This is a genomic window from Streptomyces humi (assembly GCF_001005085.2).
GTDB lineage: Bacteria > Actinomycetota > Actinomycetes > Streptomycetales > Streptomycetaceae > Streptomyces > Streptomyces humi.
This window is the reverse complement of the sequence record NZ_LBMU02000095.1, coordinates 1-18,523: the sequence shown is the minus strand read 5'-3', so window position 1 is coordinate 18,523 and position 18,523 is coordinate 1. Positions and strand designations below refer to the sequence as shown.

Below are 18,523 nucleotides of genomic sequence, written 5' to 3'. Positions count from 1 at the left end.
GCCGAAGACCTGACGGCACATGGCCTGAAGCGCCCGGATCTCGACCCCCTCACCCCGACCGGCCCTCTCACGCCCGTCGGCTGCTTCACCCCCATCGGCACCCGCGCGCCCCCGAGCCCCCTCACCCCCGTCGGCCCCCTCGCGCCCCGGCGCCGCCTCACCCCCGTGGGCCCCCTCGCGCACGCCGACCGCCGCGCGCTCCACGGCCGTCTCGGTCTCGGTGTCTCGCGTCGGCTCGGTCCGCTCGTCTTCCTCTCTCCTCGTCACGGTCGTCGTCACCCCCGTCTACTTCCCCGTGACCGACCCGAAGTCGATCCCCGAGCCCAGCAGCAGGCCCGTCGCGAGCAGGAGCATCGTCGCCGGGACCATGAACGTCGTGATCATCAGCGTGGCCTTCGGCACCGCCCGGGCCGCCTTGCGGCGCGCGTTCTGGGCGTCCGTCCGGCGCATGTCCTTGGCCAGCGCCACCAGGGTGTCGACGATCGGCGCGCCCAGTTCCTCGCCCTGCTGGAGCGCCGTCACGAACATCGCGACCTGTTCGGAGTCGTTGCGCCTCCTGAGCTCGGTGAAGGCCTGCCGGCGGCTCATGCCGAGGTCCATCTGGCGTAGCGTGATGCGCAGTTCGTCAGCCCACGGGCCCTCGTAGTGCGTGGCGACCCGGTCCAGTGCCTGGCGGAAGCCGAGGCCGGCGCCCACGACCACCGCGAGGACGTCCAGGAAGTCCGGCAGGGTGCGTTCGATGACGTCCTTGCGGACGCGGATCGCCGACCAGATGCCGACCTCCGTCCAGAACGCGCCGAAGAGCAGCAGGACCAGGGCTATCAGGTACTGGCCGCGGAGCAGGAAGACCAGGAAACCGGTCGCGCCGAGGGCGCCGTAGACCGCCCGGCGGGCCGCGTAGCGGTCGATCGTGAGGCCGCCGGGGTTGCCGGCCAGGTCGATCTTGCGGCGGTACCTGGCGACCAGCGCCGGCCCCATCAGGCGGAGCACCGCGGGCGCGTAGCGCATGCCCATCCGGTCGATGAGGGAGTTGGCGGCGCCGGTGCGGGTGGCGCCGACCTCCAGGGCGATCGCCAGGTCGGCGGGGAGTTTCGCGTCCGCGCGGTACATCCGGATGCCCGCGAAGGCTCCGTAGACGCCGAGGGCCATCAGGAGGGCCAGGAGCAGTGCCATCGTCATGGTCCCCTACACGTCGATCCGGCTGAGGCGGCGGATGAGGACGAAGCCGACCGCGTACAGGCCGAAGGCGACGAGGACCGCCCCCTGGCCGAGCGGGGAGCCGGTCATGCGGTCCAGCGTGCCGTCCTTGACGCCGTTCATCAGGAACAGGGCGCCGATGCCGAGGACCGGGACGGCGTACGACGTCATCGTCACCTGGGAGAGCTGGGTCCGGATCTCGCGGCGGGTCTCCTTGCGTTCCTCCAGGGTCTCGGTGAGGTTGCGCAGGGCCGACACCACCTGGCCGCCCGCCCTGTTGGAGAGGACCAGTGTGGTGACCAGGACGACCAGTTCGCGGGACGGCAGGCGTTCGGCGAGTTCGCCCAGCGCGTCGTCCATGGAGTGGCCGATAGCCAACTGGTCGGCCACCTTGCCCAGTTCCTCGCCCGCCGGGGCCTCCAGCTCCTCCGCCGCCATGCCGATGGCGGTGCGCAGGGCGAGGCCCGCGTGGGTGGCGTTGGCCAGGATGCGGGCCAGCTCGGGGAGTTGGCCGATGAACCGCTCGATGCGTTTCTGCCGCTGCCAGTTGAGGAACTGGACGGCGGCGAAGACGCCGACGAGGCCGGCGATCGGACCGAAGAACGGGGCGAGGGCCGCCTGACCGACGAGCCAGAGGGCGGCGACGGTCGCAAGCATGTAGACGAAGAACTCGCCGGGTGTCACGTCCAGGCCCGTCGCCGCCAGCCGCAGTTCCAGGCGGCGGCCGGCCGAGGTGCCGCGCAGCCGCCGGTCGAGGTTGCGGAAGCGGCGCCGGCGGCCGGACAGCGGGCCCTGGCCGGTGTAGGAGAGGCGGTCCACCAGGGCGGCCCGCTGGGCCCGGCCGGAGGCGTAGCTGTGCAGGCCCAGCACGGCCAGCACAGAGGCCAGCAGCGTGATTCCGGTGGTGAGGGCGACGAGGTCGTGGAGAGGCATGGCTACCTCGCTTCTCGGGTGGTCAGCTGGTCGAGGTGGTGGGCCACGCCGAAGGCCTGCGGGACGGGCTGGCTCGCCATGTAGAGGCGGTCGGCGGTGCGGCGCGGCAGCGGGAAGTACTGGAAGGCGCCGTGCACCCGGCCGTCGTGGGTCATCGGCTGGGCGTCGAAGCGGGCCACCGTGGCGATCCGGTACGGCTCGCTGCCGTGGCTGTCCAGCACGGCGATCTCGGTGATCCGGCGGGCGCCGTCGGCGAACCGGGTGAGCTGGACGATGACCTCGACCGCGCTGTTGATCTGGTCGTGCAGGGCGACGAAGGGGACCTCGACGTCGGACATCGACGCCAGGGTCTGCAACCTCGTGAGCGCGTCCTCGGCGCTGTTGGCGTGGACGGTGGCGAGGGAGCCGTCGTGGCCGGTGGACATGGCCTGGAGCATGTCGAGCGACTCGCCGCCGCGGACCTCACCGACCACGATCCGGTCGGGGCGCATCCGCAGCGAGTTGCGGACCAGGTCGCGGATGGTGACCTGGCCCTTGCCCTCGACGTTCGCCGGACGGGACTCCAGCCGGACCACGTGCGACTGCTGGAGCTGGAGTTCGGCGGAGTCCTCGATGGTGATGATGCGCTCGTGGGCGGGGATGAGACCCGAGAGGGCGTTCAGCAGGGTCGTCTTCCCGGTGCCGGTGGCGCCCGAGACGATGATGTTGAACTTCGCCTGCACCAGGCCCGCCAGCAGGAACACCATGTGCTCGTCGAGCGAGCCGAAGCCGATCAGCTCCTGGAGGGTGAAGGAGCGGGGGAAACGGCGGATGGTGAGGGTGGGGCCGGTCAGGGAGAGCGGCGGGATGATGACGTTGACGCGTTCGCCGGACGGGAGGCGGGCGTCGACCATCGGGTTCGACTCGTCGACGCGGCGGTTGACCGTGGAGACGATCCGCTCGATGGTCTGCATCAGCTGGTCGGCCGAGACGAACCGCAGGGGCAACTGCTCGACCCGGCCCGCGCGTTCGACGAAGATCGCGTCCGGTCCGTTCACCATGATCTCGGTGATCGAGGCGTCTTCGAGGAGCGGTTCCAGGATGCCGAGGCCCAGTGCCTCGTCGACCACGCGGCGGATCAGCTGGGAGCGTTCCACGGTGGAGAGGACCGGGCCCTCGCGGCTGATGATGTGACCGAGGACCCGTTCGAGACGGGCCCGGCGCTCGGCGGCGGCCAGCGCGCTCATCTCCGCGAGGTCGATCTCCTCCAGGAGTTTGGCGCGGTACGAGGAGACCAGGTGGCCGTCCTCGCCCCGGCTGCCGTTCTCCTCGGGGGAGTTGATGCGTGCCCGCAGGCTCATGGTTGCCGTGCTCCTCGTTCAGTGGTCGACGGGCATCGTGGCGGACTTGGTGGCGTTGCCGAGCTCCCAGACGATCTTCGGGATGTGGACCGTGGCGGTGACGGTGACGGAGTCGCCGCCGCCGGAGGAGGCGCAGCTCACGTCGATCCCGCTGCTCACGGCGGACGCGCAGGCCGCGCCGACGTCCTCTTCCAGCGAGGCGGCCCTGGCCCCCGCCCGGGCCGCCGTCCCGGCCTGTTCGGCGGCGTAGGCGACGGCGCCGAGCTGGATGCCGGCCAGGGCGACGAGAAGGAGGATCGGGACGAAACCGAGGTACTCGACGGCCACTTGGCCGCGGTCGCGGGACTGCCGACGAGGGTGCATGTCAGCGCTTCACCTCCTCCACCGTGCCGGCGTGGCCGTGCACGGTGACCGGGAAGTCGATCGTGCCGGGGAAGAGGACCGGGACGCGCAGGGAGACGTCCGCGGTGACCGTGCCGGTGCCGCCGCACTGGTCCACTGTCGCTCCCTCCCGCCAGGCGCTGGAGAGGTCCTCCAGGGCGGCGGTCCGGCAGACGCCGAAGCGTTCGCCCCGGGGGACGGCGGTGCCGGCCCGGACGCCCTCGTCGGCGGCGTTCCCGGCGAGGGTGAAGGCGTAGCCGGTGAGGACGGCCTGCCAGACCAGGACGAGGGTGAGGATGATGATCGGGGTCATGCCGATGAGCTCGATGGAGACCTGGCCGCGGTCGCGCGGTCGTCGGCCGGGTGCGGGTGCGTGGGGGCCGATCGCGCAGTTCCCCGCGCCCCTACGGGGCGTTCCGAAGAGGCGCCTCACTGCGGCGCGCCCAAGGGGCGCGGGGAACTGCGCGATCGGCCCCCGCCGGGCCGCACCCGGCCACCGGCGCGCGGCCTCCCTCCCCCTCACCCGCCTCACGGGAGTTCCTTCCGTCGTCTGAAGCCCACCGCGGCCCGGTCCCCGCCCCGGGCACGTCGCGTGGGGGCCGGGCGCCCCTCCCCCGTCCGCACCAGCCCCAGCTCCCCCGCCAGTGCCCACAGGGCCTGCTTGACCGTGCTCCGGGAGTCCAGTTCGTGCAGCCGGCCGGCGTCCACCGCGCCCTGGAGTTCCTTGAAGTTGGCGGGGACCGGTGTGCCGGCCACCGCCGTCCCCGTGATCCGCTGGATCAGCGTCGGCTGGATCTCCGTGGCCCTCGTGTACCGGTTCACCACCACCGTCGTCTCCTCGGCCTTGCGGATCTGGAGCCGGTCCCACATCCGGACCGTCCGCTTCGCCGCGCGGACGGCGACCACGTCGGGCGTGGTGACCAGCAGCGCCAGGTCGGCCGTCTCCACGGCCGCCGCGCCCGCCCCGCCGAGCTGGGCGCCGCAGTCGACGACCACCACCTCGTAGCGGGAGCGCAGGGCGCTGAGGATCTGGCGGGCGGCGCGGTCGGTGACCTCCTCGCCGCGTTCGCCCTCGGCCGGAGCCAGCAGCAGCGCCAGTCCGGAGTCGTGGCGGAAGACGGCCTCGGCCATGACCCGCGGGGAGATGTCGTTGACCGCGGCCAGGTCGGCGACCGAGCGGCGGAACTGGACGTCGAGGTAGGAGGCGACGTCGCCGGTCTGGAGGTCGAGGTCGACGAGCGCGGTGGCGTGACCGGAGGCCTGCGCGGCGAGGGCGATCTGGACCGCGACCAGGGTCGCGCCGGTGCCGCCCTTCGCGCCGCTGACGGTGACGACGGTGCCGCCGACGCCGGCGAGGACGTCGGCGCCGTGGCCGAGGTGCCGTCGTACGCCCGTGGACCACTGGGCGACGGCCTGGACGCGGCCGGCCAGTTCCTCGTAGCTGAGGGGCAGCCCGACCAGGCCGCGGGCGCCGGAGTCCATGGCCGCGGCGAACAGGCCGGGGCTGGTGTCGGTGGTGACGAGGACGACGCCGACGGCCGGGAAGCGCAGGGCCACCTCGCGGATCAGTTCCAGCGCCGGTACCGGGCCGACGCGTTCGTGGACGACGACGACCTCGGGGAGTTCGTCGACCGACTCGGCGGCGAACCGGGCGAGCAGGTCGACGAGTTGGGTGGAGTCCACGACAGGAGCGAGCGGTTCGGCGTCCGGGAGCTGGCTGAGCAGGGAGACCAGGGAGCGGGCGGCGTCCGGGTCACCGACGGCGGGGAGGATCCTGATGGGCATGCGGGGCGCCTCTCACTTGTCCGTCGCGAGTTCGTACGTACGGTCCTTGTCCGGCACGGTGGTCGTGGTGCCGGGGGCGACCAGGGCGAGCCGGACCCGCTGGGCGAAGGACTCCGCGTAGGTGAGGCGCTGGGCGTCGAGCGTGGACAGCGCGAAGGTGATGGGGACGGCGTCGGTGGGCTGCTGGTTCTTGTTGTTGTCGGGTTCCAGCGAGGTGAGTTCGCCGACGTCCAGGACCCGGGCGTTGGTCACGATGATCTTCGACTGGTCGGGGTCGCTCTGCTGCTTGCCCTGGAAGGTGGCGTAGACGTTGACCAGCGATCCCGGGGTGATCTTGCCGGCGACGCCGGTGGCCGCGTCGATCATGATCGCGACCTCCTGTTCGCCCGCCTTGAGTTCGGGCTGGTCGACGACCATGTCGGACTGGAGCAGGGAGCCCTTCTTCAGCGTGGTGACCGCGATCTTGTCCTGTATCCCGGCGAGGCTGGTGACCGCGTTGGCGGACAGCCACCGCTTGGGCATCGAGATCTTCTTGAACTGGCCCGGGTTCAGCGTCGTGTACGGGGCCACGTCGGCCCTGAGTTCGTACGCGGTGACCTCGGGGCCGACCTTCGACTTCACGTCGTCGATGACGGAGAGCACGCCGGCGAACGCGCCGAACGCGCAGATCACCGACAGGATCAGGAGTATCACGCCGCGGCGCTGACGGGAGTTCATGGACCGTGCGACCTCATCGGGGAAGCGGAGGATGTGGGGGAACCGTGCGGTGGGTGGTGCGGGTTCGTCCGGGGCGGCCGCCGCCCCGGCCGTCAGGCGGGCGTGCGCTGTTCCAGGGCACGGGGCGCGGGCGGGTCGTAGACGGGCGGGGTGGCCGAGCAGAAGACGCAGCGGTCGCCGATGACGTCGATGCCGCACCAGTGACAGCTGGTCCGCCGTACGGAGGTGACCAGTTGGTAGAGGACCGAGAGGTCGGAGAGGTAGCTGGTGAACTCGATCAGCCGGCCGGTCCCCCACCACTCGGACGACTCGGCGGGCAGCGGGGTCTCGCGCAGGCCGTGCGCGCCCCAGGCCTTGGCGAGCCCGCCGACCCAGTCCGACTGCAACTGGCCCTTGGCGACCAGCATCCAGGTGCTGAACTCGGGGCCGCCGAGGACGGCGTCCGGGCCGATCCGGACCAGCTGTGGCTCGGGGTGCGCGACGACCCCGAACTGGGTGCCGGGCATCCAGGACTTGGCGTGCGCCTTGAGGGTGACCGGGACCCGGTCCAGCTTCGCGACCGAGCCGAGGACGGCACCGGAGTGGATGTAGTGGGTGAGCAGCCGGCCGGCCGAGGCGAGCACGCCGGGGCTGAGGTCGCAGGTGGCGAGCTGCCGCAGCTGCCGGGCCAGCACGGCGATGCCGAGGGGCGGCAGTTCGGGGCGGAACAGTGCGATCCGGTCGCTCTCCAGGAGGGAGCGGAGGGTGTGCAGGCGCCGGGTCACGGCGTCCGGTACGGCCCCGGAGTACACGACGATCACGTGTCCGTGCTGCTCGATGAGGGCGACGAACTCGGCGAGGGTCTGTTCGAGCGGGCGCTTGTCGAGGTCCCGGAGCACGACCGCGGGCATGGTCCGCTCGTCCTGCACCGGCAGCGCCATGTCGGCGCTGGTCACGGCAATGGCAGTTGGCACGCGCAGCTCCCCGCTCTTCACACCCCGACGGCCCACCGGTGTCACTCCAGAGAGCCGGGACGACTTCATTGCGTGACTACCTCAGCACTGTAACCACGCGTCTGTGGCCGGAGAACAGCGTTTGTGCAGCCGTCTGGGATCTGTGACCGCACAACCAGCGCCAAATCGGGACAGGTTGAGCATATGACCGAGGCCTGAGGCGACGCGAATTTGGTCTGGACCTATTGACAGTCGAATTGGTCTGGACCACCTTGATTGTCATGCCCAGACTCATCCCCCGACTGGCGTCCCGGTACACCGGACGGCGACGCATCCGCACCTGGTCGGCCGTGGCCACCCTCGCCACGGCCCTCGCGATGGCCGGTCTGGCCTCCGCCCCGGCCTCCGCGGCCGACGTGAACAACGTGAAGAACGCCGGCTTCGAGTCGGCCCTGTCCAACTGGACCTGTTCCGCGGGCAGCGGTACGACCGTCTCCTCCCCCGTCCACACGGGCGCCGCCGCGCTGAAGGCGACCCCGGCCGGACAGGACTACGCCCAGTGCAGCCAGACGGTGGCGGTGAAGGCCAACTCGACGTACACGCTGAGCGCATGGGTGCAGGGCTCCTACACCTACCTCGGGGTGACCGGCACCGGCACCACGGACGTGTCGACCTGGACCCCGAACACGACCTGGACGCAGCTGTCCACGACCTTCACCACCGGCGCCTCGACCACCTCGGTGACGGTCTGGACGCACGGCTGGTACGGCCAGGCCGCCTACTACGCCGACGACGTCTCGGTCTACGGCCCCGACGGCGGCGGTGGCGGCGACCCGGCCCCGACGGTCCCGGCCACCCCCACGGGGCTCGCGGTCTCCGGTACGACGTCGTCCTCGGCGTCCCTGTCCTGGACCGCGGTCTCGGGCGCGACCGGCTACAACGTCTACCAGAACGGCACCAAGGTCTCGGCGGTCAGCGGCGCCTCGGCCACCGTCTCCGGGCTCGCGGCCTCGACGTCGTACTCGTTCCAGGTCACCGCCACCAACTCGGCGGGCGAGTCGGCCAGGTCGTCCGCGGTGACGGCGACGACCACCGCGACCGGCACGGGGGGCGGCGACACCCTGCCCAAGCACGCGGTGACGGGCTACTGGCAGAACTTCAACAACGGCGCCACCGTCCAGAAGATCTCCGACGTGCCGTCCTCGTACGACATCATCGCCGTCGCCTTCGCGGACGCTACCGGCACACCCGGCGCGGTGAGCTTCAGCCTCGACTCGGCCGGACTCGGCGGCTACACCGTCGACCAGTTCAAGGCGGACATCAAGGCCAAGCAGGCGGCCGGCAAGAAGGTGATCATCTCGATCGGCGGCCAGAACGGCACGGTCTCGGTGAGCGACTCGGCGTCCGCCACCAACTTCGCCAACTCCGTCTATTCGCTGATGCAGACGTACGGCTTCGACGGCGTCGACATCGACCTGGAGAACGGGCTCAACGCCACCTACATGAGCCAGGCGCTGCGCGCGCTGTCGACGAAGGCGGGCTCCTCGCTGATCATCACCATGGCTCCGCAGACCATCGACATGCAGTCGACGTCCAACTCGTACTTCCAGACGGCCCTGAACATCAAGGACATCCTCACGGTCGTCAACATGCAGTACTACAACAGCGGTTCGATGCTGGGCTGCGACGGCAAGGTGTACAGCCAGGGCTCGGTGGACTTCCTCACCGCGCTGGCCTGCATCCAGTTGCAGGGCGGACTCGCGCCGTCCCAGGTGGGCCTCGGCCTGCCGGCCTCGGCCAGTGCGGCGGGCAGCGGCTACGTGTCGCCGACCGTGGTGAACAACGCGCTGGACTGTCTCGCCAAGGGCACCAACTGCGGCTCCTTCAAGCCGTCCACCACGTACCCGGGGCTGCGGGGCGCGATGACCTGGTCGACCAACTGGGACGCGTCCTCCGGGAACGCCTGGTCGTCGTCGGTGGGGGCCCACGTGCACGCCCTGCCGTGATCCGTGGGTGGGTCCCGGCGGCCGGGCCGGCCGCCGGGACCCGGGCTGTGGGGTGCTACGGCTGCCGCCGACCGCAGCCGTCGCACCCGCAGGTGCCGAGCTCGAACCACACGGTCTTGCCCGGCCCGTCCTGGTGGCAGCCCCAGCGCCGGGCAAGCGCATCCACCAGGTACATCCCTCTGCCGCCCTCCGCGAGCCCCGCGTCCAGCACCCGCGGCGGGCGGCGGTCCTCGTCGGCGACCTCGCAGCGCAGCAGGCCGTGCGAGGCCGACAGGGTGAGCCGGAACCGGCTCGCCGCGTGGCACAGCGCGTTCGCCGCCAGCTCGCCGGCCAGCAGCTCGCACACGTACGCCACGTCGTCCTGCTCCTCCAGCCCCCACTCCTCCAGCTGCCGCCGTACCGCCGCCCGGGCGTCGCCCGCCGCCGTGGGACGCGGTTCGTACTCGACGCGCAGATGACCGGCCCGGGTCGGTGGCTGCGGGTACGCGGCGTACTGGGGACCGGTGTCCGGGAGCCGGCCCCCGAAGGGTTGCAGCATGCCTCCCAGCGTGCCGGTGCCCGGCTGCCCGCGCAGGGGGAGGAATACCTGATCAGGTACCTGTGCCCGCGGACCTCCGGGGGCACGTGCGTACGGCGGCTCGCTCAGGCGTACTGGACACGGATCCGCCCGCCGTCCCCCGGCACCCCGTCCCGGACGTCGACATAGGCGCACACCTGGCGGGTGAACCACAGTCCCTGGCCGGGTGCCAGGTCCCCGCCCGCCGGTGGCACGAAGCCGGCCAGCGGGTCCGCCACGGCCCGGCACAGGCGCAGCTCGCAGACACAGCCCGGCGCCTCGCCCCAGACCAGGAACTCGATGACGGGTCCGTGCGCCTCCGCCGCCTCCGTCACCGCCCGGGTGAACAACTCCGCCTCCGCGGCCGCCAGTCCGCGCCCGGCCGCCCAGTCGCGCACCGCCGCCGGGTCCGTGAGCGGGACGGCCGACCGCGGCGCCGGCGGCAGCGGCACCGCGTCCAGCTCCCGCACCAGCACCGGCGGTTGCTCGTACACCCCGGTGCGCGGGTGGGCACGGCGGGCCGCGTCGACCACCACCGGGCCGGCCGTCCGGGTGTCGTACGCGCACAGGGCCGTGGTGGCGAAGGGCGCGAACAGCAGGTTGGCGAGGGACTCGTAACGGATCCACTCGGTGCTCTCCCGTGCCGAACGGCCCGCGCGCCCCGCCCAGTCGGGCTCCATGAGCAGGTGGATACGGCCGCCGGGCCCGGCGTTGGCCGCGAGGAAACCGGCGCCCTGGGCCACGGCGTTGGCGGCCGTGCCCGTGTACCAGTCGGTGTGGTCGACGAAGCCGATGTCCTTGGCGTCGGTGCCGAGCGCGTCGCGCAGGGCGGCCAGGTTGCCGGGGGCCGCGATGGCGACCGGCGGCGGCTCGTCCGGGGCGGCGAGGCCCTCGGCGAGGAAGGGCAGGGCGGCGGCGACGAACGCGTCGGCCGAGCCGAACACGGCCATCCGGTGGTCGAACCGCTCCCGGGCCACGGCGGGGCGGGCGCTCGTACTGCTGCTCATCGGGTCTCCTGTGCGTCAGCGCCGGGCGGTCACCCAGGCGGCGATCTGGCTGCGGTTGCGGAAGCCGAGCTTGCCGAGGATGCGTTCCACATGGCCCTCGGCGGTACGGCGGGCGATCACCAGGCGGTCGGCGATCTGCTGGTTGCCGAGCCCTTCGGCGACGAGTTCGGCGACCTCGGTCTCACGTCGGGTGAGCCGGACCGGAGCGGTCCCGGGCGCCGGCTCCGCCCCGGACGGCCGTGGCCGTCCGTCGAGCGCGTACGCCACGATCTCCGCGAGCCCGAGCGCTCCGCCCCGGCCGTGGGCCCGCTGGTACCCGTCCTCCCCCAGGGCCGCACGGGCGTGGGTCTCGCAGGCCCGGCGGGCCGAGTCGAGGGCGGCGGAGCCCCAGCGGTCCGGATCGATGTCGGACCAGACCCGGTCGGCGCCCCCGAGGAGTACGGCGGTGCGCTCGGCTGCGCCCAGGCCGTCGGCGATCCTCGCCAGCAGGTCCAGGGTGAGCCCGATGCCGATCACGTCATGGACGTCGAGCTTGCGGCGCAGCGCCTCGCGGGCGTGCGGTTCGGCCCGCCGCCAGTCGGCGCGGACGGCGTGGGCGAGGGCGAGGACGCGCAGCACGTAGGAGCGGACCCAGTCCTCGCCGTGCGCCTCGCACAGCCGCAGGGCCCGTCCGCAGACGGCGACGGCCCGCTCCGCCCGGCCCAGGAGGGCGTGCACGCAGGCGAGTTCGACCAGGTCGAGGCCGTGCAGGCTGAGGTGCTGGCCGGGTACCGGGCCACGGGCGACGGTGGTCTCGTAGTGGACGCGGGCGGCGGTCAGCTCGTCGGCGAACAGCTGGACGACACCGATCACGTAGTCGGCGTGGGCGGCCTCCGCAGGGTCGCCGAGCCGCTCGGCGAGGGCACGGGCCTCGCGGGCCCGGCGCAGGCCCCGCGTGAGGTCCTCGGGGCTGCCGGCGAGCAGGGCGGAGACCCAGAGGGCGCGGGCGCGTTCGGGGGTCGGCTCGGGGTCGGCGTCGAGGGCGCGGTCGAGCCAGTGGCGGCCCTCGCGCGGGGCGCCGCAGGCGTGCCAGTAGAACCAGAGGGTGCCCGCGAGCCGCAGCCCGGCGCGGGCCTCGCCGGGCGTGGTGAGGCAGAAGTCGAGGGCGGCACGGAGGTTGTCCTGGTCGGCCCTCAGCCGGGCGACGGTCTCCCGCTGCCCGGGCCCGAACCAGGCCGCCTCGTGGGCGGACGCCCGCCGCTGGACGTGATCGCGGTGCCGGCGCCGTGCGGCGGCCTCCGCACCGGACCGCTCCCGGAGCCGGTCGAGACCGTACTGGCGGAGGGTGTCGAGAAGCCGGTACCGGGTGCCGGCGCCGTCGGGGGCGTCCTCCCGGACGAGGACGGACTGCTCGACGAGCCCGGCGACGGCTTCGAGGACGTCCTGGGCGTGCAGTTCGTGGCAGACGGCCTCGGCGGTCTCCAGGTCGAAGCTGCCGGGCAGCACCGACAGCCGGGCCCACGCCAGCCGCTCGGGCCCGCCGCACAGGTCGTGGCTCCAGTCGACGGCCGCGCGCAGCGTCTGGTGGCGGGGCAGGGCCGCGGGGCTGCCGGTGGTGAGGAGGCGGAAGCGGTCGTCGAGGCGGGCGAGGAGCTGGTCGAGGCCGAGGACGCGCATCCGGACGGCGGCGAGTTCGATGGCGAGGGGCAGCCCGTCGAGGCGGCGGCACAGCCGGGCCACGGCGGCCCGGTTGGCGGGGGTGAGCCGGAAGCCCGGGAGTACGGCGGCCGCGCGGTCGGCGAAGAGGGCGAGGGCGGCCTGGGACCCGGCGGCGCACAGGTCGCCGTCCGGGTCGGGGACCGGCAGCGGCCGTACCTCCAGGAGGTGTTCCTCGGTGAGACCGAGGCGGTGCCGGCTGGTGGCGAGGACCCGGACCCCGGTGGTGCCGTGCAGCAGGGCGGCGGCGAGACCGGCGGAGGCGGCCAGCAGGTGCTCGCAGTTGTCGACGACGAGCAGCAGCCGGCGGTCGCGCAGCCGGGTCACCAGCGCGTCCAGGGGCGGCCGGGCGGAGTGGTCGTGCAGCCCGAGGGCGTCGGCCGCGGCGAGCGGGACGAGTTCCGGGTCGCGCAGGCCGGCGAGAGCGACGTAGCGGACGCCGTCGGGGAAGGCGCGGGCGACCCGGGCCGCGATGTGGGCGGCGAGCCGGGACTTGCCGACGCCGCCGGGGCCGGTGAGCGTGACGAGCCGGGCCTTGGCCAGCAGCTCACGGCCCGCGGCCTGTTCGTCCCTCCGGTCGACGAAACTGGTCGTCTCGACCGGCAGATGGCAGCCCCCGCGCGGCGCCGATCCGCCCATGATCAGCGAGCCCTCCTGTTGGCCGTTCGCCCACGTTCCCCCGGCGGACCGGGTGAACGCACACGAAGGTCACGCGGGAGAGTGCACTTCGGCGGGGGTCGCTTGCGAGAGTGTGGGCGGGCGTACACTGCGCGGCCGCCCGAAGGGAGTTGACGTGAGCGGCTGATTTTACCGTCTTGACCTGTCCATGCCATTCGCAGACGATGAGCGGCACCGCACAGCCGTTCCACAGGTACGTCGCACTGGACCACCCCCACCTCCCCCTCAGGAGACTTCATGCGACTTCGCACCCGCGCCTCCGGCGCCCGCGGCGGCAGACGGAGCGCCGCACTCGGCGCCCTGCTGGCCCTCGCCCTCGCGGCCCCCGTGACCGCGACCGCCACGCAGGCGACCGCCGACGGCACGCGACCGCCGGCACCCTCGGCCGACGAGGTCCGGCAGTACGAGATCCACCAGAGCACCACCCCCGTGACCCGCGCGGCCATCCAGCGGACCGGCGTCACCGTGGACGAGGCGGACGAGGAGACGGTGGTCGTCTCCGGCCGGGCCGCGCAGATCTCCGCACTGAAGCGGCTCGGCTACGAGGTCACCCCGCTCGGCGCCGCCCCGGACCGGTCGACCCCCGCCGATCAGCTCCGGCTGTTCGACTTCCCGACCGCCGACTCGAAGTACCACAACTACGCCGAGGCGAACGCCGAGATCGACCAGCGGCTCGCCGCCTACCCGGGCATCATGAGCAAGCAGGTGATCGGCAAGTCGTACCAGGGCCGGGACATCGTCGCCATCAAGGTCAGCGACAACGTGGCGACGGACGAGAACGAACCCGAGGTCCTCCTCACCTTCCACCAGCACGCGCGCGAGCACCTCACGGTGGAGATGGCGCTGTACCTGCTGCGGGAGCTGGGCGCCGGGTACGGCACCGACTCCCGGGTCACGAACATCGTCAACAGCCGCGAGATCTGGATCGTGCCCGACCTCAACCCGGACGGCGGCGAGTACGACATCGCCACCGGGTCGTACCGGTCCTGGCGCAAGAACCGGCAGCCCAACTCCGGCTCCTCGTACGTCGGTACGGACCTGAACCGGAACTGGAACTACAAGTGGGGCTGCTGCGGCGGCTCCTCGGGATCGACGTCCTCGGAGACCTACCGGGGCGCGGCCGCCGAGTCGGCGCCCGAGGTGAAGGTGGTCGCCGACTTCGTGCGCAGCCGGGTCGTCGGCGGGAAGCAGCAGATCAAGGCCGGGATCGACTTCCACACGTACAGCGAGCTGGTGCTGTGGCCGTTCGGGTACACGACGGCCGACACGGCGACGGGAATGACCGCGGACGACGCCGCCGCGTTCAAGGCGCTGGGGCAGAAGATGGCCGCGAGCAACGGCTACACGCCGGAGCAGTCCAGTGACCTGTACATCACCGACGGGTCGATCGACGACTACCTGTGGGGCACGCAGAAGATCTTCGACTACACCTTCGAGATGTATCCGACGTCCAGTTCCGGGGGTGGGTTCTACCCGCCCGACGAGGTGATCGAGCGGGAGACCGCCCGGAACCGGGACGCGGTGTTCCAGTTGCTGGAGAACGCGGACTGCGTGTACCGGGCGATCGGGAAGGAGGCCCAGTACTGCGGTTAGGCGCGCGACTCCTCGGCGCCGGTGTCCGCGTCGGCGTCGATGTCGGCGTCGGACGCGTCGGCGCCTTCGTCGAAGTACGCGTCCAGGACCGCGTCCAGCTGCTCTTCCCACTCCGTGAAGCGGGACCGGGCCGTCGCCTCGATCTCGATCGGGTACCAGCGGCGGTCCGGGGTGTGCACGGTGATCGTGAACCGCTTGCCGAAGCGCGGCGTCTCGGTCTCGACCGCGCCGATCTCGTCCCAGCGGAACTCGCACTTCTCCTCGTCGAGGGAGAGGCGCACACCGGTGGCGTCCGCCACTATCCTCGCGCGGCGGTCGGCGGCCTCGAAGACGGGCCCTTCGGCGGGCTCCTCCTCGTCGTCCGCCGCGTCCTCGGCCTTCGGCTCGACGGCGTCGGCCTCTTCCACCTCGTCGTCCGCCGCCTCCACGGCCTCCGCCTCGGCGGCCTTCACCTCGGCGTCCGCCGGCCCCGCGTCCCGCGGTTCCGCGTCCTGCGGCTCGGCGGGCGCGGGTGAGGTGAGCCCGGGGACGAAGGCCGGGTCGAATCCGGCGCCCTCCAGGGGCTGGCTGTTGGCTCCTATGCGCTGCTCCACAGCGGGCAGTATGGTCGAAGAACCTGTGCCGGACACAGCCCACCCCAACTTCGTTATCAGACACCTACACGAAGAGGCTGAGCACGGCGGCCATCGCGAAGCCGGCCACCGACAGCACCGTCTCCAGCACGGTCCAGGTCTTCAGGGTGTCGCGTTCGGTGATGCCGAAGTACTTCGACACCATCCAGAACCCGCCGTCGTTGACGTGCGAGGCGAAGATCGACCCGGCCGAGACGGCCATGATGACCAGGGCGACGAAGGGCTGGGAGTGGTCGCCCTCGGTCAGCAGCGGGGCCACGATGCCGGCCGTCGTCACGATCGCCACCGTCGCCGAGCCCTGCGCGACCCGCAGCACCACGGAGATCAGGTAGGAGAGGACGATCACCGGCAGGCCCACGCCGTTGAAGGTGTCGGAGAGGGCCTGGGCGACCCCGCTGGCCTTCAGCACGGCGCCGAAGATCCCGCCCGCGCCGACCACCAGCAGGATGTTGCCGACCGGCTTGAGGGACGCGGTGGAGACGGTCTCCAGGGACTTGCGGGACCAGCCGCGCCGGATGCCGAGCAGGTAGTAGGCGAGGACCAGCGCGATGGTGAGGGCGACCATCGGCGTGCCGAAGAACTCCAGCACCGAGCGGCCGGTGGAGGGGTCCAGGGCGATGGAGGAGAAGGTCGCGGCGAGGATGAGCACGAGCGGGGTGCCGATGATGGCGAGCACCGTGCCCAGCGGGACCGGCTTCTCCTGCGGCTCCACCCCGGCCGCCCGCTGTTCCGCCAGCAGCGCCTGCCTGGCCTCGTCGGCCGCCTCGACCATGTCCTGCGGTACGGCGACGAAGATCCGCCTGCCGATCCACGCCGAGAACGCCCACGCGGCCAGCACCGCCGGGACGCCGCAGACGATGCCCATGAGGATGACCCAGCCGAGCTGGACGTGCAGCAGCGCGGCGGCGGCCACCGGGCCCGGGTGCGGCGGCAGGAAGGCGTGGGTCATGGAGAGACCGGCGAGGAGCGGGAGGCAGTAGAGGAGGATCGACTTGCCCCCGCGCTTGGCGGCCGCGTAGACGAGGGGCGCGAGCACGAAGATGCCGACGTCGAAGAAGACCGGGATGCCGAAGACGAGACCCGTCAGGCCCATGGCCAGCGGGGCCCGCTTCTCACCGAAGAGGTTCAGGAGGCGGCCGGCCAACACCTCGGCCCCGCCGCTGACTTCGAGGATCGCGCCGAGCATGGTGCCGAGGCCGATGATGATCGCGACGTGGCCGAGGATGCCGCCCATCCCGGACTCGACGGTGGAGACGGCGTCGGAGCGCTGCACGGTGCCGAAGAGTTCGGTGACCGAGAGCCCGGCCAGCAGGCCGACGGCTATGGACACGGCGAGCAGGGCCACGAAGGGCTGGAGCCGGGCCTTGATGATCAGGAAAAGCAGCAGGGCTATGCCGACGGCGGCGACGGTGAGGAGACCGGCGGTGCCGTCGAGGACGAGGAGCAGGCCTCCGGTGTGGGGTGGGGTCGCGGGGGTGGTGGACGCGGCGAGCGGTAGGGACATGCGGGGGTCCTCTTCTGCGTAAGTGCATCGCGCTTTCGGGCAGGGGAGATCGCGGCACGGCGCCCGGGGCGGGTGCCGTGCCGTGACGGACGTACGGTGTGCAAAAAGTGACGGTGTGTCAGCCGAGGACGGCGAGGGCGTCGATCTCGATGAGCAGACCCGCGGGGAGGCCGACGTAGACGGTCGTGCGGGCGGCGGGCGGGGCGGTGAGCGCCTGCTCCTCGAAGTAGGTGTTGTAGATCTCGTTCATCTCGGCGAAGTGGTCCACGTCCGTCAGATAGACGCGGATCATCATCACGTCGTCCCAGGAGGCGCCGCCCTCCTCCAGGATCGCCTTGACGTTGGCGAGGGTCTGGAGGGTCTGCTCGCGCAGGGCGGGGCCGGCCGGGGTCGGGGGCCTGCCCTCCTCGGCGGGCAGGAATCCGACCTGCCCGGCGACCTGGAGGATGTTGCCCTTGCGGACGCCGTGCGAGAACTTCGCGGGCGGGGTGGTGTGGGTCTTCGGGGTGAGCGCGAGCTTCTCGGTCATCGGTTACCGGCTTCCGTGATCGGGGTTCTGCCTGAGTACTCGCCGCTGATCGCGTCCGCCGTGCGGCGCACCTGCGGGAGCAGGGTGAGGAGTTCGTCGGCGGTGACGACGACGTTGGGGGCGGAGACCGACATCGCGGCGACGACGCGCCCGTCGGCACCGCGGATCGGTGCGGCCACGCAGTTGATGGACTCCTCGTGGCCGCCGAGGTCGGTGGCCCAGCCCTGTTCGCGCACCTTGGCCAGTTCCCTGCGGAACGCCTCCGCGTTCGGTGTCGAACGGGCCGTGTACATCGGGTAGTCGAGCTTGTCGGCGAGGGCCCGTCGCTCGGGTTCGGGCAGGTCGGCGAGGAGCAGTTTGGCGACGGCGGCGACGGTGATGGCGACGGGCTTGCCGATCCGTGAGTACATGCGGACCGGGTAGCGGCTCTCGACCTTGTCGATGTAGAGGACCTCGCCCTCCTCGAACACCGCGAGGTGCACGGTGTGTCCGCAGGCCGCGTTGAGGCGGGCCAGGTGGGGGTGGGCGATCTCGCGGACGTCGAGGTTCTCCATGGCCTCCTGGGCGAGCGCGAAGAGGCGGGCGCCGAGGCGGTAGCGCTGGTCGGACTGGCGGTAGACCAGGCCGTGTTCGTGGAGGGTGCGCAGCAGCCGCAGCGCGGTCGACTTGTGCACGCCGAGGCGGTCGGCGACCCGGCCGAGGTCGGCGGGGCCCTCCGCGAGCAGGGGCAGGATGCTGAGCGCTCGGTCGACGGTCTGGCTCATGGGGTGCGTACCTCCTCATCGGCCGCTTCGGCTTGCGTCCAGCCGGGGCCGAGTCGAAGTCTCTCCCACGCGGTGCCGTCGAGGGCGGTCAGGCGGTCGGTGGTGTCGCGGGCGGGCGGCGGGGCGAGGTCGGCGGGGCTGGTGAGGGTGGCGGCGGCGAAGAGGTGACCGAGCCGGAGCGTCTGCCTGACCGGCAGTCCGCGCAGGACACCGGAGAGGAAACCGGCGGCGAACGCGTCACCGGCCCCGACGGTCGCCACGACGTCCACGGCGG

Annotated in this window: 18 protein-coding genes and 1 pseudogene; 2 read left to right on the top strand and 17 right to left on the bottom strand. The window is 72.2% G+C overall.

Annotated elements, in window-relative coordinates; genetic code table 11:
- From AAW13_RS46485 to AAW13_RS36760, 9 genes and pseudogenes are all read right to left on the bottom strand, one after another.
- Positions 1 to 279: pseudogene (locus tag AAW13_RS46485) on the bottom strand (hypothetical protein); the annotation flags it as partial.
- A 6-nt stretch (positions 280 to 285) separates the two neighbouring features.
- Entirely contained in the window at positions 286 to 1,173 is an 888-nt protein-coding gene (locus AAW13_RS36795) for a DUF5936 domain-containing protein (protein WP_046732362.1), read from the bottom strand.
- A gap of 12 nt (positions 1,174 to 1,185) precedes the next feature.
- On the bottom strand, positions 1,186 to 2,130 hold the full coding sequence (locus tag AAW13_RS36790) for a type II secretion system F family protein (protein ID WP_046732336.1): 945 nt from the start codon (positions 2,128 to 2,130) through the stop codon (positions 1,186 to 1,188).
- Positions 2,131 to 2,132: 2 nt separating this feature from the next.
- A complete protein-coding gene (locus tag AAW13_RS36785; RefSeq protein WP_046732337.1) occupies positions 2,133 to 3,470 on the bottom strand; it encodes a TadA family conjugal transfer-associated ATPase in 1,338 nt (445 codons plus the stop codon).
- Positions 3,471 to 3,488: 18 nt separating this feature from the next.
- Positions 3,489 to 3,833 carry a TadE/TadG family type IV pilus assembly protein gene (locus AAW13_RS36780; protein ID WP_046732338.1) on the bottom strand — a complete coding sequence of 115 codons (345 nt, stop codon included), beginning with the start codon at positions 3,831 to 3,833 and terminating at the stop codon, positions 3,489 to 3,491.
- 1 nt (position 3,834) lies between these two features.
- Positions 3,835 to 4,164, bottom strand: coding sequence for a hypothetical protein (locus AAW13_RS36775; protein ID WP_046732339.1), 330 nt, complete (start codon positions 4,162 to 4,164; stop codon positions 3,835 to 3,837).
- 215 nt (positions 4,165 to 4,379) lie between these two features.
- Positions 4,380 to 5,636: a CpaE/TadZ family protein gene (locus AAW13_RS36770; RefSeq protein WP_046732340.1), complete on the bottom strand. Its 1,257-nt coding sequence runs from the start codon at positions 5,634 to 5,636 to the stop codon at positions 4,380 to 4,382.
- Between the two features lie 12 nt (positions 5,637 to 5,648).
- Positions 5,649 to 6,353 carry a Flp pilus assembly protein CpaB gene (gene cpaB, locus AAW13_RS36765; RefSeq protein WP_046732341.1) on the bottom strand — a complete coding sequence of 235 codons (705 nt, stop codon included), beginning with the start codon at positions 6,351 to 6,353 and terminating at the stop codon, positions 5,649 to 5,651.
- Between the two features lie 92 nt (positions 6,354 to 6,445).
- Complete coding sequence (locus tag AAW13_RS36760; protein ID WP_206306342.1) at positions 6,446 to 7,375, bottom strand: hypothetical protein; 930 nt, start codon at positions 7,373 to 7,375, stop codon at positions 6,446 to 6,448.
- Between the two features lie 191 nt (positions 7,376 to 7,566).
- Here AAW13_RS36760 and AAW13_RS36755 point away from each other — a divergent pair, with 191 nt between their 5' ends.
- Complete coding sequence (locus AAW13_RS36755) at positions 7,567 to 9,291, top strand: glycosyl hydrolase family 18 protein (protein ID WP_046732343.1); 1,725 nt, start codon at positions 7,567 to 7,569, stop codon at positions 9,289 to 9,291.
- A 55-nt stretch (positions 9,292 to 9,346) separates the two neighbouring features.
- Here AAW13_RS36755 and AAW13_RS36750 read toward each other — a convergent pair whose 3' ends face one another.
- From AAW13_RS36750 to AAW13_RS36740, 3 genes are all read right to left on the bottom strand, one after another.
- Complete coding sequence (locus tag AAW13_RS36750; RefSeq protein WP_240528843.1) at positions 9,347 to 9,829, bottom strand: ATP-binding protein; 483 nt, start codon at positions 9,827 to 9,829, stop codon at positions 9,347 to 9,349.
- A gap of 104 nt (positions 9,830 to 9,933) precedes the next feature.
- Entirely contained in the window at positions 9,934 to 10,854 is a 921-nt protein-coding gene (locus AAW13_RS36745) for an MEDS domain-containing protein (protein WP_046732344.1), read from the bottom strand.
- Positions 10,855 to 10,869: 15 nt separating this feature from the next.
- On the bottom strand, positions 10,870 to 13,188 hold the full coding sequence (locus AAW13_RS36740) for an ATP-binding protein (RefSeq protein ID WP_046732345.1): 2,319 nt from the start codon (positions 13,186 to 13,188) through the stop codon (positions 10,870 to 10,872).
- Positions 13,189 to 13,464: 276 nt separating this feature from the next.
- Here AAW13_RS36740 and AAW13_RS36735 point away from each other — a divergent pair, with 276 nt between their 5' ends.
- Entirely contained in the window at positions 13,465 to 14,820 is a 1,356-nt protein-coding gene (locus AAW13_RS36735) for a M14 family metallopeptidase (protein ID WP_046732346.1), read from the top strand.
- Here AAW13_RS36735 and AAW13_RS36730 read toward each other — a convergent pair.
- The 5 genes from AAW13_RS36730 to AAW13_RS36710 all read right to left on the bottom strand — a co-directional run.
- The gene (locus tag AAW13_RS36730; RefSeq protein WP_046732347.1) at positions 14,817 to 15,413 is read right to left on the bottom strand and encodes a hypothetical protein; all 597 of its coding nucleotides are present in this window, start codon (positions 15,411 to 15,413) and stop codon (positions 14,817 to 14,819) included. The two genes, AAW13_RS36735 and AAW13_RS36730, sit on opposite strands and share 4 nt — an antisense overlap.
- 64 nt (positions 15,414 to 15,477) lie before the next feature.
- The gene (locus tag AAW13_RS36725; protein WP_046732348.1) at positions 15,478 to 16,956 is read right to left on the bottom strand and encodes a GntP family permease; all 1,479 of its coding nucleotides are present in this window, start codon (positions 16,954 to 16,956) and stop codon (positions 15,478 to 15,480) included.
- A 118-nt stretch (positions 16,957 to 17,074) separates the two neighbouring features.
- A complete protein-coding gene (locus AAW13_RS36720) occupies positions 17,075 to 17,485 on the bottom strand; it encodes a RidA family protein (RefSeq protein WP_046732349.1) in 411 nt (136 codons plus the stop codon).
- Positions 17,482 to 18,249, bottom strand: coding sequence for an IclR family transcriptional regulator (locus AAW13_RS36715; protein WP_046732350.1), 768 nt, complete (start codon positions 18,247 to 18,249; stop codon positions 17,482 to 17,484). Before AAW13_RS36715 ends, AAW13_RS36720 begins: the two co-directional genes overlap by 4 nt.
- A partial coding sequence (locus tag AAW13_RS36710) for a PfkB family carbohydrate kinase (RefSeq protein ID WP_143145069.1) occupies positions 18,246 to 18,523 on the bottom strand: 278 nt, incomplete at its 5' end. The genes AAW13_RS36710 and AAW13_RS36715, both read right to left, overlap by 4 nt.